The organism is Streptomyces lincolnensis, from assembly GCF_001685355.1.
GTDB lineage: Bacteria > Actinomycetota > Actinomycetes > Streptomycetales > Streptomycetaceae > Streptomyces > Streptomyces lincolnensis.
On sequence record NZ_CP016438.1, the window covers coordinates 69422 to 84257 of the forward strand.

Consider the following 14836-nt stretch of genomic DNA (forward strand, 5'->3'; position numbering starts at 1 on the left):
GGCCCTCTCCTCCCGCCCCAGGGCGGGAGTGCTCAGCGGCGGGGAAGAGCCAGGAGGTTGTTGGTCAACCGGCCGTCGGCGCGGGTCTGCAGGTACTTCTCGCCGCGCGGCGGGGTCACCACGACGACCTCCGCCCGGTGCCCGCCCGCGTCGCTCGTGTAGGCCTGGCCCTTCTTGTCTTCGATCCAGGTGACGATCTGCGCCCGGGTGTTGTCGCCGGTCTTGCCGTCCGCCGGGTCGGTCCACCACAGGTGGGTGATGTGCTCGTGCAGGGTGCCGCCGGACAGGCGTACCGCGGTGATCTGGATGGCCATGGTTCTCTTCTGCCGGCCTTGCCCGACGGAGTTCCGGAGCCGGCGCCGGGACCCGTCACCCCGGTGCGGGGTGCTTCGCCTGGGACGGACGACGTAACTCGCGGGTAGCGCAACGGGAGTGTCTTGGAGGGGCTGGCGGGGTGTCAGGAGCAGTCGAGGCAGCGGTCGCCGTCGGCGAACATCGCGGGCGGATGCTTGATGAAGCATCCCGGGCACAGGCGTTCGTTCACGCGCGATGTGCATGCGCAGCGGCCGCACTCGGGGCAGTGGGGGACGCGGCAGGCGGAGCAGGCGGGATCGAAGGAGCGGTACTCCTCGAAGCTGCGTGTCCCGAGCGGCCCTGTGACGAGTTCGGTGGGCCGCGCGGTAGCGGTGGGCCGCAGGCTCATCCTCATGGCGACGGGCACGGTGGCACGGGTGGTGCCCGGATGATTCTTGCTGGCTTTCCGGGGTGTGCGGACGACGTCGGCAGAGATGTACTTCGGTGACAGCATGCCGTGCAATCGGCGGGGACCGCGCCAGTCGTCACTGAAAACCACGTGGCCCTCTGCCAGATCAGGGGCCAGCCAGGTAGCCAGGGCCGCGCGGTTTCCAATCGCAGCGGACAGGAGGACCATGCGCGGAGCTGCCGGGTGAACCTGGCAGTAGGCGAGCATGCCTTCCAGGAGAAAGCCGCGACGGTCCTGCGCCATCTGGTGAGCCTCGTCGATGACGATCAGACCTACGTCCTGCAGGGTCTGCACGGGGTCGTGGCGCAGAGCATGCATCAGACGTTCGGGGGTGAGGATCTCCAGGCCTGCGGCGATGTCGGTATCGCGGTCGGCCGCGGGGAAGTCGGGCTGTTCAGCGGCCAGGCGGCGCCCGAGCAGGCGCAGTCGGGCGCGGAGGGCTTGGCGCATCTCACGGCCAAGGCTGCGCAGTGGAGATACGTAGATGACCCGGCCCGGTGAGCGCGCAAGATGGGAGCAGACCACGAGCTGCGCCATGAGGGGCTTGCCTGCACTAGTAGGCACACTGATGAGGCTGCGGCTGGTGGCTGGGTCGAGCGGGTTGCCGTGTTCGAGATGAAGGAGCTTGCGCTGGGATGGCCACAGGGTTGGCACGGCCGGATCGGACAGAGCGAAGGTACGGGCGACGGCGGGGGGCGTTCCGTCAGGGAGCAGAGTGTAGAGGCTGCGGGCAGCCAGGTCGTCGAGCAGTTCCAGAAGGTGGGATGCGATCCAGCGGGCCCACAGGTCACCGCTGCCAACACGGTGGTCGACGACCGACCACAGATGGTCCCGTGCGCGATCGAGTTCTTCGCTCCAGCCGAATGAGAGGAACCGGTTGAGGTGGTAAACGGCTTCGATGACAGCCTCAGCGGGACCGTACATTGTGCCGCTGAGAGAAGGACGCTCAGTCAGGCGGCGCAAGTCCGCGAGCTGGCGCCGCCATGTACGCAAGGAAAGGTTGAGCTGGGCACGCTGCATGCCGAGGAAGGCGACCCGGCCTCGACCGCAAGCGTGTCGATGTGGTCGGGCAGATCCTCATCGATGCGCACCAAGCGGGCGACACGGTGGAAGATTGCAGTGGCGTTGGGGTCCTGTTCACAGCGCCGGTATCCAATCTGCGCGGCGAAGGCCAGGCGCAGTTGTTCGATGATGTCGCGGCGCTCGTCTGCCAAAGCCAGGTCGAAGATGTGTGCGCTGACGGCGAATGCCTCGCGCAGTTGGCGGGCGTTGTATTGAGGGGTGTCGGGGGCAGCGGCGGTGATGCCGTGGAGGAACCAGGCGGTGCGCAACAGCTCGTCGGAGATGTCGAACTTGGAACGCACGGCGGCGATCTCGGCACCTGCGATCAGGGACATCAGCTCGTCGGCGGTCGGAAGTAGCCCCGCGCGGTAGTCGCCGAGTGCCGCGGCGAGGACATCTCGGTTTACAGTGCGGTCCACACATACTCCCGGACGGTGGTGGCGAATGCCTCGAAGTCGTCAACGGCCACGATCAGGCCGTTCAAGGCTCCTGGGTGAGTATGGGTGGGCAGATGGTCGTGCGAGGTGTGGAATGCCTTGTCGGGGGCGGCACTCTCGTTGATGGCGACGCTGACGCCGCCATTACTGCTCGGGTCAGCGTTGAGCCATCGTGGTACCAGAGTGCTGATAAACCCGCGGCTGTCCGGCGCGAGGTGCTTGTCGCCCCAGGCGATGGCTGCCAGATAGTCAGCGCCGTTGGTGTGCAGTTGCTGCCAGGCGCCGCGGATGGTGGGGTCGACGTCATCATCGGCTCCGGTGTACTTCTTCGTTTCCCACATCCGGTACTCGAACTGCGCCGGGGTGCCTGTGAGACGGTGGATGATGAAACCGTCGACGCCGCTGTCGGTGACGGTGGTCGAGGGCACCAGGAGGATCTCGACGGTCCGGTCCGTCTCCGGCGGGAGCTCGGCGGTCAGGAGATACCACAGCCATTCGCTGACGTATCCGGGCACGCCATGGCTCTTCCCCTTCAGTTTCCCCGGGCTCGGCCTGAATACGGGCTTGGCGTAGGACAACACATGCGACTTGCTCGGCTCAGCCAGAGGCGTACCGGCCAGGGTGGCATTGCGCCAAAGATCATATGCGGGGGTGTCTACCGGTACGGGCTCTCGTGATCGCGTCGGCAATGATCCAGGCGGCGGCAGACAGACGCTCGTCCGTCGGATCATCGAAGGTGATTAGATCCCAGGGACACTGCTGCCCGATGCCCTGCGAGCGACGTTGAATGAAGGCGGAGAGGTGCCCACCGTGGGCATCGGCAACCTGTCGAGCTGCTTCCGGGGGTATGTTCGGCGCCATGAACGCTCTCCTCGAAACTCGAAGATTGAGCGGATGGTTCACCCGGCCGCCTCTCCGATTTTACGACGTATCAGAAGGTGTGCCGGGACTCGCAGGACCTCTCAGTCCCCCTGTGTTCGTCTCCGGCCACCTGGACCACGGCGGGGGCGCCAGCTGCCCCCTGTGGCCGTAGGCAAGTGCGGCAAGCAGGCTCCGGCTGCTGCTCGGCGCTGAGGTAGCGGACGCCCTCGCCTTCCGGGCCACTGCCGATCGGGTGGCGGCGGTTGGTCACAGTGCTCCACCGTGAGGCGGTGTCGTCTTCACCTTGGATTGTCTCGGGTCAGCTCACTCCGCCGCTGCTCCCGCGCCAGCCACACATCCGGGGCCTGCCACCGGATGCACAGCCGGGCCGGCGCCACCCACGCCTCGCGCCTCTTCGCCTCCTCTGTGACGAAGCCGCGCCTTGATCCGCAGCGGGTGCTGCGTGCCCACCTTCAGGGCCCCCTCCAAGACCGGACCGTGACGCGGCGCCGCGTCGTACGCCCACCACTCCCCCGCCACATATGCCACCGCTGCCTTCGCCGGGCCTTGACCCGCGTCATCGGTACGTCTGGCCAGCGACCCGGAAGGCGCTGGCTCTGCCGCCGCCACTCAGGCACGACCCACCAGCCCCTGACCAGCACAGACCAATTCACCTGAACCACGCAGTTAATGAGAAATCCCGCACCGATCACTACATTCCAAGACGATCACTGAACTTGCACTTCAGAGCCCCTCGGGCTTCCGAACCTCCACGGAAACCCCAGCTCGGAGGCACACACACCGCAGCAAGAAATACTGAAACGATCAGTAGATCCCCAGGTCAGCGCCTCACTCACCTAGTGATCACTAACGGATTTGTCACAGCCCGAGGTCGAGCTGCTCAGCGTCACGGACGTCACGGGCCACGAGATCGAGAATGATGTCTGGTACACGGCCAACGCGCAGTGGTTGCTGTACGGGCTCGCTGTCGACGAGGTGGAGGCACCGGTCGGCTACATCGCCTGCGTGTGGTCGATGAAGGTTCTGTTCTCCGCTCGCGACGACGAGGCTCCGACTCTGCTCACCTCGGAGGAGCCCTCGCCACCGGACACCGGTGACGAGTCGTGCATGAGGATCGCCCAGCGCCTCGCCCGGAAGATGGTTGCCGACCAGTTGGCGCTGATCGACAACCCAGTGCAACGCCTCGCCCAACAGATGGCGGCTTCCATGCCCAAGCTGGACATCGCCGCCGACCTGCACCTGCCAGGCGGTCCTGACGAAGCCATTGATGAAGTCGAGCAGTCGGATTCTTCCGGTGCCTCGGAAGCCCGTGCAGGAGGGACAGACGACGAGCCCGCCGACGGCGACCGTATAGGCGAGTGACCACTCCTGTGGAGCGCTGGCCAGAGCCAGAGCGTGGACCCAGTCCGTCCGGGCGAGCGGGGAACCCGACTCCGGGTGTGCGGAAGATCGCCGGGGTACTGGAAGCCCCGCAGCCGGAACCCGCGTGACGGCCAGGTCGCGGCGTCGATTGCCAAGGCCGGCTGGAGCCGCATCACCGACAACGCGCCTCCAGCGACCACCCTCCGGCAGCGGGGCTTCTCCCGCGGTGCCGGAGGGAACCTGACCTGTGCGCGGCCGGACACGGAAGGCCTCCCGCCATCACCGGCGCGTCTCCGCCCGACGGCGCGCCCGACCCCGGCTCCGATCAGGCCCGTGCCACGGCGAGTGCCGCGCACAGGACGGTGAGCACCGCGACCGGCAGTATCACCACCCGCATGCGTGCCGCCCACCGGACCAGGACCGGCCCCGGCTCCCCGGCCCGGCCCGCCGCGGCAGGACAGGACCCCGGCCGGCCGCGCTCCACGGCACCGGTGGCATTCGCCGTCGTCCTGGTGCCGCGGCCCGTCCAGCCAGTAGCCGCCGCTGAGCTGGGCGAAGGGAGGCGGCACCGACTCCGCACCTGAAGCATCCAGGACCGCTCAACAACCCTGCCGGTCGGCGGTGGCGGCAGGAGGTGTCAACCGGTCGGAGGAGTACCAGTCGGTGCTCGGCGTGACCACGCGGTACTCGGTGACGGCGTAGTAGACGACTGCTCCCGGACGACCGCAGAAATCGCACATCGGCGCCCTGGAATCCATGCCCGTCATCGCATCTGCCCACCACGACCGTGAGGTTCAGAGATGGTTCTGAGCGGGCTGCCCGAGCCGTTGTGTCGGGCGTCGGCCAGGTCACGCTCAGTCGGGGATGGTAAGTACCGCGCCGCGAGCCCCAACGCCCGCTAGCGGTCGTCCCACCGTAAGGACTCGGCGGTCAACGTTTCAGCAGGTCAGCGCCTGGGACGTCCCGGGACGAGGCCACTTCTGCGTCAACGGTGGCCGGACATCACGCCGAAGCCGCAGTCTCGTTGCGGAGCCGGCCGGTGCGGTCGGTTCCGTTCATCGCACGTCAACGGAGGGAAAAACAGCATGCGAACTCTCACGAAGGCACTCGTCAGTGCCACCGCCGCGGTCGGGATCGCCGCCGGCGGCCTGGCCACCGCGGGCACGGCCATCGCGGCCCCCGCGCCGGCCCAGCAGCAAGCGGTGACCGGTGAGATCGGCACGCTCGCGGTGAACAACCTGGGGCTGACCACCACCCAGGCGAAGAGGTGGCAGTGCTATCTGCGTGATTGGAACTTCAGCCCCGGCACGATCGACGGTCAGCTGGGTACCAACAGCTGGAAAGCCGCGCAGAGATTCTTCAACTATTACGGCCATAACGGCGATGTCGCACTCGTCGTCGACGGAGACGTCGGACCCGCCACGATCAGGGCGCTGCAGCGCTTCCTGAACGCCCGCGGCTACGGCCTTGACGTCGACGGGATCGCCGGACCGAAGACCAAGGACGCGTTCGCGAACTTCGCCGCCGGGCGGTCCTGCTGAGTCCATCGGACGCCCGCACACACGGCACGGCCCGTCCACTTCCCGCGGGGAGTGGACGGGCCGTGCCGTCGCCTTGCGTTGCCGCGCCACGACGCCGGCATCCACGTCAGGATGGTGGCCGTTCCTCGCCGTCGGTCTGCCCAGTCGAGTCGGTTGCGCATAGTTGCGCAACGCCCGTCCCGCGCCTGGATGCTGGCGGTCAAAGCCGCTCACCGGCCGAAGGTGCCTGGTCCGTCCGGGTGACCGGAGAGCCGCGACAACGGCGGTTGGCATCGTGGCCCCTCTAGCGTGCGGCCATGGAAGACACCCCGATGCCCGAGCCGCTGCGGCGGGCGATTCACCAGCTGGTTGCCGAGGCGGTCCAGAACTGCCAGGAGGTGCTGACCTACACCGAGCCCTTCGTCTCGCACGACTGGAAGCGGATGACGCTGTACCGGGCCACCGATGCGGCGGACACGATGGACATGGCGTCCATGCTGATCGCCGCGTACTGCCAGCGCACCGGCATGGCCATGGACACCCTCGCATCGCATCTCCAGACCCGGCAGCAGCGCAGCCGGGCCGCCGGGCCACGCGGACCGGCACGAAGTCGCCGGGATGCTCGGCACGCCGCGTCCCCACGATGACGACCAGGACGCACGGATGTGGTTCTCGATGGGCCAGGGGTACGCAGGAGACGGGCGGATGGCCGAGCCCGATGAGCAGCGGCTGTTCACCGAGGCGTGTCTGCACGGGCTGCGGGCCCGACTGTGCGACGACGTCGACTCGCTGGACAGCTACCTGCCGCCGCAGGTGGCGCAGTTGGCCCGCAAGGTGGCCGCCGCTCTCGAGGTACCGGAGCTGGCGACGACATAACGGCGGAGTCGCGCCGTAGTTGGACAGCGCGACTCCAAGAGTCGGGCCCCGGGGATGTCATGGCTGATTCCCCGGGGCCCGTGGTCTGTCCGGCCAGTGTCACCTTGTGGGGACTGGGCGAAGGGACGACTGGTCGCCGTCGTCGGCGAACAGTTCGACTACAAGGGACTTGGTGGCCACCAGGGCGAGTTCCAAGTTGAGAAGCCGGTCTGCGGCTGAGCGCTGGTCCTCCTCGCCCTCGAGGTGAGGACGGACCTCGGTCCAGAGGGTCCGCAGTACCGTCTTGGCCTGCTCAACGAGGCCGATAGCTGTCTGCTCACTCATGTTGCGTTCCCGAACCCCTACCACCAGAGCAGCGAGCAGTGTGGCGGCGTTCTCCACATGCCCCGGCCCCAGCGGTCGCCCCTCCGACAAGCAGTCCAGCCATCGCCGGAGCAGGTCGAGGTCGTAGGAGATCTGGTCCAGCAGGTCCAAGATGTTGGTGACCCGACCGTTGACGTCGTTGACGCGGGTGCTGCGCCGTACTGATCCGTTCGGATAGATCTCTCGTTGGAGGGCCGCTTCCACGGGGATGCCGGCGAAGTCGGTGACACTCCCGTCCGGGCCGATCTTCCAGCCGGGGGGCTGGCGGTCGCCGTGTTCGCGGACCGTCACCTGAGCGAACAGGACAGCGCGACCTGCATCGAGGTCCAAGCTGTCCTCCACCGCGGCCAGTACGGCATCGTCCGCAGACCGGAGCAGAGCATCGAGTTCGGCGTCGCTGTCGTAGTGGGTCATCGCTCGCCTCCGTCGTTCGCACTGAGCAGGATCGTCTTGAGCCGGGCACGGCCGCGGCTCAGGTTCTGCCGTACGGCTTCGTGAGCCATGTCGAGGGCGTCGCCGATCTCACTGGTCGCGAAGCCGTCCAAGTGCCAGGCGAGGACCGCACGTTGCAGGGGTGGAAGGGCTGCGAGGGCGGCGTAGACGCGGGCCTCTTCTTCTTTGAGTTCCACTGAGCGGTGGGGGCAGACGCTGCCCGGCAGTTCCGGGACGGCGTCGGTGAGGTCCTCACGGCGCGCTGGCTGGCGCAGGTAGAGGCGGATAGCGACCTTCCGGAGCCAGGCGGCGGGGTAGTCGATGGTCTCCCACTTCACGAACGCTTCGGCGAAGGCCGCCTGGGCGGCTTCTGCTGCTTCGTGGCCGCTGGCGCCCTGCCGCAGCAGGTGCCGGACCAGGTTGGGCATGTGCTGCTCGTAGAACTGGGCGAACTCCACCCGGGCGAGGCTGCCACGCTGCTGCGGTGGGGCCACCGGAATGGGCTGCTCTGGCGCAGACTCAGCAGGTGCGTGGCTGATCGTGTGCCGTCGGAAGGGCTCCAGTTCGAGCTGCGCGGTCTCCAGATGGATCTCGAAGTCAGTCACGGGCGTCTCCGCCGGACGCGCCGACCTCGATGCGCAGTTCCTCGCCGGCCCTGCGTTCGGTGACCTTGCTGCCCGGCGGCAAGGCACGGACGCGGTCACTGGCGCCCTGCTGGGTGAGGCGGACCAGCTGGACCTGCGTCCGGCTGCGGATCCACTGGTAGAGCAGCCGTGCGCTCAATATCGCGCCCAGTGCCGCTAACCCGATCGCTGTCTCTGGCAACCTGTCCCCCTCGAGCTACTTGCGGCGCCCGGTGCGCCCGTCACATCAAGGGAGTGTCGGCAGGGTCGGAAACCGTGACATCGGGCCTCATGTGACGTGCGTCTCGTGCCGTCGGTGAGGGCCTGCCCCAGTTCCATCGCCTGGTCGTCCTCCATACATCGAGCCCGGGGAGGTCTTCTCCCCCGGAGCCTCTGGCGTGTCCGGGACCGGGTCAGCAGTCACCTGCCGCTCGCCCGAGGGGGGCGGCACGGGGCCGGTTGCCTGCGGTCGCCGACCGTAGGGAATCGGGGCCGCATTTGCCGACCAGGGCTGGGGATTCCCAGCAGGTATTTGTCGTACGCGGCTCGCAGCCCCACCGCTTGGTCGTCATCGATCGGCGCCAAGTCGACCGGTCGCGACTTCGCCGGGCGGTCGCGGGACGCCGCGCGCGGCCCCGCCGACGCGCGCGAGCAGCAGAGGTGCCCGATCCCCTCGCCCGCCGTCCGGGCATGTCCCACACCCACTTCTCTTCTTCCTGCTCGGGCGTGAACTCGGGGGCGTAGAGGGGATGTCAGCCTCTCGACCATGACCGAACCAGCGTGGTGACCTGCGATTTTACAGGTCCGGACGCGAACAGCCTCGGGGCGGTTGTCGGAGGGGTTGTCGGCCCGGTCGGGGGCGGTGTTGTCGCTTCGTGACCATGGTCGGGCCTTCGCGGTCGGGGGTGTGGTCGGGGCCGGCTGTTGGTCTTGGCCGTACGCGCGGCGCCGGATAGGGCGGTTCCGCACCGTACGGAGAGGCGGACGAGGCCGATGGTGAACATGGACGCGGGCGGCGGGACCGGCTCGCGCTCGCGGTGCTGGTCCAGTACCGGATGGCCACCACCGAGCAGATGCACCAGATCCTCAATCCTCAGCTGCGGATCGAGCAGAGCCGCCGACGGCTGGCCAAGCTCCGCGGTGAAGCGCTCATCGACCGGATCATCCTGCCGCAGGCCGGACGGACCCGGATCTGGTTCCCGACCGCGTACGGCGTGCAGCTCGCCTCGGAGTGGCCCGAGCTGCGCGGGCGCCGGCCCTCCAGGACCGTGTCCGATCCGACCGCCGTGCGGCTGAAGGCCGGTCACACGCTGACGGTGACCGAGACCGCGCTCGCCTTCCTCACTGACGCCCGCCGTCGCGGCGATGTGTGCGAGCCGCTGGACTGGATCCCCGAGGTGCACCACCCGATCGGGAGCGGCGAGGCCGTCATCCCCGACGCGCTGATGTACTACCGGCGCGGTCCCGCCGACGGCGAGACCGGGGCGATGCTGCGGGCGTTCGTGGAGGTCGACCGGGCCACCATGGGCCCCGAGCGCCTCGCCGCCAAGTTGTCCTCGTACGAGCGCCTGCACCGCTACGTGCCCGTGGTCCGGGCGCCGGCCGACCCTCCAGGAACCGGCGGTGGAGGAGTGGCGGCGGCGCTACCCGCTCTTCCCGCGCGTCCTGTTCGTCCTGGACGGCACCGGACCGGCCGGTGTCGAGAACCGGATCAGTGCCCTGCGCGCGGGAGCCGGACTGCTGGCCCGCTTTCCGTACGACGTCCCCGTCCTCGTAGCGCCGCTGGCCGATCTGCTCCGCCACGGCCCCTCTGCATCCGTGTGGCGTCCCGTCCACGACCCCGGCCGACGAGTCCGCTGGACGGAGTCCGGTCATCGCCAGAGCTGACTCGCGGCCGCCGCAGACACGGCACGGATCTGTACTCCGTTTCGCCGGCAGACCCTGCGTAGTGAAGTAGTCGGCCACCAGGCCGGCACGTATCTGCCCCTTGTCGACCTGGTCAGCCGCACATCCGAGTGCCAATGGCCGACCGCTTGGCTTTATCAGTGAGTCCTGGCGCGGCTGTGGAGGCGGCGGAGTACCGGGGGCGGGTGCGCGTCCCCGAACACGTACGGCCGGTCGACGGCGTCGACTACGACCAAGTCGTCACCGAGAAACTGGAGCGGTCACCGCAGGCAGTGGTCCGCGAGGTCCTCGGGGAACGTCGGCCTTCGGAATGGGTACTTGCGAAACTGCACGACGGCCGCGGCCCGGCCCGCTCCGTCCTGAACGCACCGGACTGCGAGGAAGCACCGGCGGGCGCGCTGCTGCTCGATGTGGACCGCGCCCTGGACACGGCAGAGCATCCGGGCACCCGGCTGTGCACGCTGTGCGGAGCTGCGGCTGGCGCCTCTGCTCCGCGGCTCCGACCACATCACCGACTCCGCCCCCGACGACTCCTGACCCGGCCGCCGCACCGTCGGCGCCCTGGCGCGGCGGCCCCGTCCGGCGCGCAACGCCGGCGAGGGCGCCCCGATCCCCGGCAGCGTCCACGCCGCCCATTCCTGCCCTCCCACTCCTCAACTCCAGCAAGGGCATGGGTGAAAGGGGGCGCAACGGGGATGTCAGCGGCCCGACCACGCCGTACGTCCGTGGTGACCTGGGCGGACCCATGACGCTGTGACGGCCTGCGCAACCTCTACCGCAACCCCCAGCGCAACACTTCGCTCAACCTCCACCGCAGCACCCAGCGCAACCCGGGCCCTACTCGGTCGGGTGAAGACGCCAGGATCGGAGAACTTCTGCGGGCGCCGATGCGTAGTGCCAGGCATGAGGGAGATCACTGACGCGCACGTGGCAGAGCCGGGCCTAGTAGGGCTTGGTCAGGTTCGTATCGGTGTGGGTATCTCGCGGTGGCAGGTGGGGCAGGCACCGGTCCAGGCGGCGAGGAGTGTCTGCAGTTCCCGGACTACTTGGTAGAGGCTCAGTCCTGCGGCGCGTCTTTTGGGTCGCGGGCCAGTCGTTGCAGGGTGCAGAAGGCGTGGGCGGCGGAGACGAGGGGGACCTGGTGGTGCCAGGCCCGGTGCGGCCTTCGAAGTGGCCCAGTCCCAGGGCCTGTTTCATCTCGCGGTACTCGTGTTCGATGCGCCAGCGCAGCCTGGCCAGCCGCACCAGGGTGGCCAGCGGCATCCCGGAGGGCAGGTTGGAGAGCCAGAACTGCACCGGTTCGCTCTCACCGGCAGGCCATTCGGCCAGCAGCCAGCGCTCGGGCAGCTCAGGATCGTCGCTGGTCTGCGGATTCCGCGTCCGGCGGGCCGGATCCGCAGGGCCACGAACCGCGAGTACATGCGCTTGAAGCCACTCTGGCCTTTGCCGGCCCGGGAGCCCTCCCGCCAGGACACCGGCCTGGCGGCCGTCCGGCCGGCCGCGATGACCAGGTCCTTCACGCTCTGTGCAGGCTCGGCGTACTGCATTCTCGGTGGCCGTCCGGTGCCGCGTAGGCGGGCTGGACGATGCGGGCGTCGGCGGGATGGGCGGTGTCGCGAGAGGAAATCCCCACCTCGTAGGGCAGCTTGCGTTCCTCCAGGCCATGGCGGAAGGCGGCGGCACCGCCGTAGCCGGCGTCCGCGGCAACCAAGGGCACGCCCACGCCCCAGCTGCGTGTCTCGTCGATCATGTCCAGGGCCAGCTGCCACTTTTCCACGTGTCCCGCCTGTGCGGGGATCCCGCAACGGCCGCGTCGGGCGACCTTGTCCACATCCGCGTCCGGGGAGGCGGGATCCCAGGAGGCGGACAGGAACAGCCGCCCGTTCACCGCGGCCGAGGCATGATCGTGCACCAGATGCAGCGAAACCCCCACCTGGCAGTTGGTGACCTTCCCGGCGGTGCCGGTGTACTGCCTGGACACACACGCCGAGGCGCCCCCGTCCTTGAGGAAACCGGTGTCCTCAATGATCAACGCCTCCGGATCGATCGCCTCGTGCATTCTCCAGGCCGGCCGGGCCCGGACCTGCGCCGGATCCCACGGACTGGAGGTGATGAAGTGCGCCAGCGCCTGCCGGTTGCCGTCCTTGCCAAGGCGGGCCGCCATCGGTTCCACCGATTTGCGCCACCCGTTCCAGCAGCAGCCCGCGCACATACGCCTGCCCCCCACCGCCGCTGAACCGCACGGAAGAATCCGTCGAACAACTCCGCAGCGAACGCCTCCAGATCCTCCCGGACCGAGGCCATCTCCTCAGGTGTCACACCAGGTCCAACGACGCTCATGGAGCAGCAAACACGCATCCACAAGTGAAGACGACCAAGCCCTACTAGTGGATGGCCCTGAGCCGACGCTCACGGCGCGCACAGCGCTGATCGATGTCACCGTCCGCGAGCAGGAGGACCTTCCAGGTCGTAATTGGCGGTGGTGGTATGCACTTGGGCGCGCGTTGCGCGGTGCCGGTCGCTCCACCAACTCCCCTCGGCGGAAGACCGCCCCCGCGTTCACCATGCCGCGGTCACCCAGTTTCCACCCCAGCCTGGAGCGCGTCCTGGGCGCCGCGCCTGGACCACCCATCGGTGACCTGGCTGCTGGAACGCTACGGATCCCCTGCCGCCCTGCGAAAAGCCGTACGCCGCAAGCCGGTTGAGGTGATCCGGCCCAAAGCTCCGCACACGACCCAGCGGCTGATCGACGAGGTGCTCGACGAGCAGACCGTCGCGGTCCCGGGCACCGGCAACCTCGACCTTTCCCCGCCGCGCTCTCAACGGAGGTAAGGGAGGAACCTCGCCCAGGACCAGGCGACGGCGCGCCGTCACGTGCGGGGTCGGGGGGTACGCGACCAGAGGTCAGCCGCAGCGGATGTCCCCGGTGCTGAGGCGGTAGGTCACCCCGCCCCGGACCAGCGAGCCACTCAGGTGGATGCAGTGACCGGTCGCATCGAACCAGGTGTAGAGCGGGCCCGCGTAGTAGTGGTAGTTCTCCGGGTGTTCCGGCGGCGGGTCGGCTATGTAGTCGCCGCTCTCGTCGTGGAGGTACAGCTTGATGTTCGACGCCAGCCCGTCGTAGGGACTGGACCAGAACTTCGCACAGTTGCGCTTGGTCGAGGCGTTCCAGTAGGTGCGCGCGTAGCCGCCTCCGTTGGCCCCTGAGGGACTCTTGGCCCAATACGTCTTGCCGTCCCAACTGCCGCTGCACTCAACGGCGCTGGGCGCGGCCGCCCCGGCCGGTGCCGCCTGGGCGGTGGGGGCGGCGACCATCCCGAGCATCAGCGCCATGACACCAAGGCCCAGCAGCTGTGTTCTCCGCAAACGCTTCATCCGCAACTCCCGAAGTGAAATACCACTGATCTGGTACATGACAGGTCGCACTCGACATGCTCTGCTTGCCGTGGACTCCACACCCGACTCTTCACGAAACCTCCGCCGGATCACATCGGCGGACCGTCGACGGAGCCCGTTGCGGCGCCGGGGCCGACTGGTGATGCGTCGAGGCGAAGCCGCGCATGCGTAGTCACCTCGATTCGGCTCTCGCAGGTGGTGGGCTTCTCGGCCCGCAGCCGCGAAGGGACGCAGCTCCGCGCCTGGAACGGGAGGTGTGAGAGCTGTGAAGACCGTTCCGGGCAGTCGCCATGTCGAGGGCGACCGAGGTGCGCGGTGCGTGCACGACGTCGAAGGACGTCGGGCCACGGTGCCGCTGGACCGGTTGGTGGCGATCGCCGGGTGTCCGGTTCGGGGAAGCCGTCGCCGGCACCAGGCATGCGCGGCTCGAAGGCCCCCGCCGGTACGTGGGGGCCACGACACGGAAGCGGATCGGCCGAACCGCGCTCGCCCCTCCACCTGTGGTCCGGCGTCTCCCGCCACCTGTCAGGGCTCGGCCGCATCGCCCTGCTCAACCGGCACTACCGCCGGGCCGCAGACCTCCACACCCGTGCCTTGCGTCTCGCTGCCGGCCGAACTCGGCTTCATCGCCGAGCAACGTGGCGATGCCGCCCACGCGCTCACCCTCCACCAGAACGGTCTGGCAGCGGCCAGGGCCGCGAAAGACCCCCGCTCCAGCTCCCTCGGGCACCGCGTCCGCCACCAGAACGCGAGCCCACGCCCCACAGCCTCCCGCCGAACAGGACGACGTCACCCGCATCGCCACACGCCTACGTCGGTCACTCCGCTCCCACGCGTACGCCACACAGTTCTCCGTCGGCGAGCAGACCGACCACGAAACCCAAGCAGCACGCGAAACACCGCACACGTGACCCTCACGGAGTCAGACGCCCCCACGTCCGGCACAGCCCAATCGTCGACCGCCCCGCGGCAACAGCCCGGGAGCGGCAAGCGGTGGCATCTTTCGCGCGGACAGTCCGGCGGGAAACCAGGCCCACAGGGAGAGCGAGGCTACGGGATGGACAGCAAGTGGGCGTGCGGGCTGCCACCAACGCCATTTCGCTCGCTCTGTGGGCGGGGCACGACCCGTAGTCGTCTTCACGACGTACGCCTCCCTCGCGGACCGCCACGACCCGGAGGGCTGCTGGGCCAGCGGAAGGTGCGCGAGCCGCTGGA

General features: G+C 68.6%; 15 protein-coding genes and 3 pseudogenes. 8 read left to right on the plus strand and 10 right to left on the minus strand.

Translation table 11 applies throughout. The annotated features are described in order from the left end of the window. Window positions 1–32: 32 nt before the first annotated feature. The 4 genes from SLINC_RS00320 to SLINC_RS00345 form a co-directional block, all read right to left on the minus strand. The gene (locus SLINC_RS00320; RefSeq protein WP_067425141.1) at window positions 33–314 is read right to left on the minus strand and encodes a DUF3892 domain-containing protein; all 282 of its coding nucleotides are present in this window, start codon (window positions 312–314) and stop codon (window positions 33–35) included. A 143-nt stretch (window positions 315–457) separates the two neighbouring features. After that, window positions 458–1783: a DEAD/DEAH box helicase gene (locus SLINC_RS45485; protein WP_079164333.1), complete on the minus strand. Its 1326-nt coding sequence runs from the start codon at window positions 1781–1783 to the stop codon at window positions 458–460. Then, complete coding sequence (locus tag SLINC_RS00340) at window positions 1714–2244, minus strand: hypothetical protein (RefSeq protein ID WP_067425152.1); 531 nt, start codon at window positions 2242–2244, stop codon at window positions 1714–1716. The genes SLINC_RS45485 and SLINC_RS00340 overlap by 70 nt, the downstream gene beginning before the upstream one ends. After that, window positions 2229–2777: a hypothetical protein gene (locus SLINC_RS00345; protein ID WP_225988186.1), complete on the minus strand. Its 549-nt coding sequence runs from the start codon at window positions 2775–2777 to the stop codon at window positions 2229–2231. Before SLINC_RS00345 ends, SLINC_RS00340 begins: the two co-directional genes overlap by 16 nt. 1222 nt (window positions 2778–3999) lie before the next feature. On the opposite strand from SLINC_RS00345, the gene SLINC_RS00350 reads away from it, so the two are divergent. Next, window positions 4000–4506, plus strand: coding sequence for a hypothetical protein (locus tag SLINC_RS00350; RefSeq protein WP_067425155.1), 507 nt, complete (start codon window positions 4000–4002; stop codon window positions 4504–4506). A gap of 599 nt (window positions 4507–5105) precedes the next feature. Here SLINC_RS00350 and SLINC_RS47820 read toward each other — a convergent pair. Beyond that, window positions 5106–5264: a hypothetical protein gene (locus SLINC_RS47820; RefSeq protein ID WP_159425311.1), complete on the minus strand. Its 159-nt coding sequence runs from the start codon at window positions 5262–5264 to the stop codon at window positions 5106–5108. A gap of 327 nt (window positions 5265–5591) precedes the next feature. On the opposite strand from SLINC_RS47820, the gene SLINC_RS00355 reads away from it, so the two are divergent. The 3 genes from SLINC_RS00355 (at window position 5592) to SLINC_RS49010 (ending at window position 6902) form a co-directional block, all read left to right on the plus strand. After that, window positions 5592–6047, plus strand: coding sequence for a peptidoglycan-binding domain-containing protein (locus SLINC_RS00355; protein ID WP_067425158.1), 456 nt, complete (start codon window positions 5592–5594; stop codon window positions 6045–6047). A gap of 296 nt (window positions 6048–6343) precedes the next feature. Beyond that, window positions 6344–6673, plus strand: a complete 330-nt coding sequence (locus tag SLINC_RS49005) for a hypothetical protein (RefSeq protein ID WP_225988187.1) — start codon at window positions 6344–6346, stop codon at window positions 6671–6673. Between the two features lie 58 nt (window positions 6674–6731). Further along, window positions 6732–6902: a hypothetical protein gene (locus tag SLINC_RS49010; RefSeq protein ID WP_225988188.1), complete on the plus strand. Its 171-nt coding sequence runs from the start codon at window positions 6732–6734 to the stop codon at window positions 6900–6902. 99 nt (window positions 6903–7001) lie between these two features. On the opposite strand, the gene SLINC_RS00365 is transcribed toward SLINC_RS49010, so the two are convergent. The 3 genes from SLINC_RS00365 to SLINC_RS00375 are packed head-to-tail and all read right to left on the minus strand — an operon-like array spanning window position 7002 to window position 8522. Further along, on the minus strand, window positions 7002–7679 hold the full coding sequence (locus tag SLINC_RS00365; RefSeq protein WP_067425164.1) for a hypothetical protein: 678 nt from the start codon (window positions 7677–7679) through the stop codon (window positions 7002–7004). After that, window positions 7676–8302, minus strand: coding sequence for an RNA polymerase sigma factor (locus tag SLINC_RS00370; RefSeq protein ID WP_225988189.1), 627 nt, complete (start codon window positions 8300–8302; stop codon window positions 7676–7678). Before SLINC_RS00370 ends, SLINC_RS00365 begins: the two co-directional genes overlap by 4 nt. Next, on the minus strand, window positions 8295–8522 hold the full coding sequence (locus tag SLINC_RS00375) for a hypothetical protein (RefSeq protein WP_152038955.1): 228 nt from the start codon (window positions 8520–8522) through the stop codon (window positions 8295–8297). The genes SLINC_RS00370 and SLINC_RS00375 overlap by 8 nt, the downstream gene beginning before the upstream one ends. Before the next feature lie 871 nt (window positions 8523–9393). Here SLINC_RS00375 and SLINC_RS49015 point away from each other — a divergent pair. From SLINC_RS49015 to SLINC_RS49025, 3 genes and pseudogenes are all read left to right on the plus strand, one after another. Further along, window positions 9394–9837: pseudogene (locus SLINC_RS49015) on the plus strand (replication-relaxation family protein); the annotation flags it as partial. Between the two features lie 106 nt (window positions 9838–9943). Continuing rightward, a complete protein-coding gene (locus SLINC_RS49020; RefSeq protein WP_225988542.1) occupies window positions 9944–10207 on the plus strand; it encodes a hypothetical protein in 264 nt (87 codons plus the stop codon). 134 nt (window positions 10208–10341) lie between these two features. Beyond that, window positions 10342–10974 (plus strand): DUF6233 domain-containing protein, encoded by a 633-nt coding sequence (locus SLINC_RS49025; protein ID WP_225988190.1) that lies wholly within the window; start codon window positions 10342–10344, stop codon window positions 10972–10974. A gap of 308 nt (window positions 10975–11282) precedes the next feature. Here the strand turns inward: SLINC_RS49025 and SLINC_RS00390 are convergent. Then, window positions 11283–12544: pseudogene (locus tag SLINC_RS00390) on the minus strand (IS701 family transposase). A gap of 263 nt (window positions 12545–12807) precedes the next feature. Between SLINC_RS00390 and SLINC_RS00395 the strand changes: the two are divergent. Next, window positions 12808–13039: pseudogene (locus SLINC_RS00395) on the plus strand (IS110 family transposase); the annotation flags it as partial. Between the two features lie 90 nt (window positions 13040–13129). On the opposite strand, the gene SLINC_RS00400 reads toward SLINC_RS00395, so the two are convergent. Beyond that, window positions 13130–13600 carry a hypothetical protein gene (locus SLINC_RS00400; RefSeq protein WP_225988191.1) on the minus strand — a complete coding sequence of 157 codons (471 nt, stop codon included), beginning with the start codon at window positions 13598–13600 and terminating at the stop codon, window positions 13130–13132. Between the last annotated feature and the right edge of the window lie 1236 nt (window positions 13601–14836).

Excerpts from the sequence above, each read along its gene's own strand:
- SLINC_RS00320 (WP_067425141.1), bottom strand. The coding sequence starts at position 314 with ATGGCCATCCAGATCACCGCGGTACGCCTGTCCGGCGGCACCCTGCAC.
- SLINC_RS45485 (WP_079164333.1), bottom strand. The coding sequence starts at position 1,783 with ATGCAGCGTGCCCAGCTCAACCTTTCCTTGCGTACATGGCGGCGCCAG.
- SLINC_RS00355 (WP_067425158.1), top strand. The coding sequence starts at position 5,592 with ATGCGAACTCTCACGAAGGCACTCGTCAGTGCCACCGCCGCGGTCGGG.
- SLINC_RS00400 (WP_225988191.1), bottom strand. The coding sequence starts at position 13,600 with ATGAAGCGTTTGCGGAGAACACAGCTGCTGGGCCTTGGTGTCATGGCG.
- SLINC_RS47820 (WP_159425311.1), bottom strand. The coding sequence starts at position 5,264 with ATGGATTCCAGGGCGCCGATGTGCGATTTCTGCGGTCGTCCGGGAGCA.
- SLINC_RS00365 (WP_067425164.1), bottom strand. The coding sequence starts at position 7,679 with ATGACCCACTACGACAGCGACGCCGAACTCGATGCTCTGCTCCGGTCT.
- SLINC_RS49010 (WP_225988188.1), top strand. The coding sequence starts at position 6,732 with ATGGCCGAGCCCGATGAGCAGCGGCTGTTCACCGAGGCGTGTCTGCAC.
- SLINC_RS49025 (WP_225988190.1), top strand. The coding sequence starts at position 10,342 with ATGGCCGACCGCTTGGCTTTATCAGTGAGTCCTGGCGCGGCTGTGGAG.
- SLINC_RS49005 (WP_225988187.1), top strand. The coding sequence starts at position 6,344 with ATGGAAGACACCCCGATGCCCGAGCCGCTGCGGCGGGCGATTCACCAG.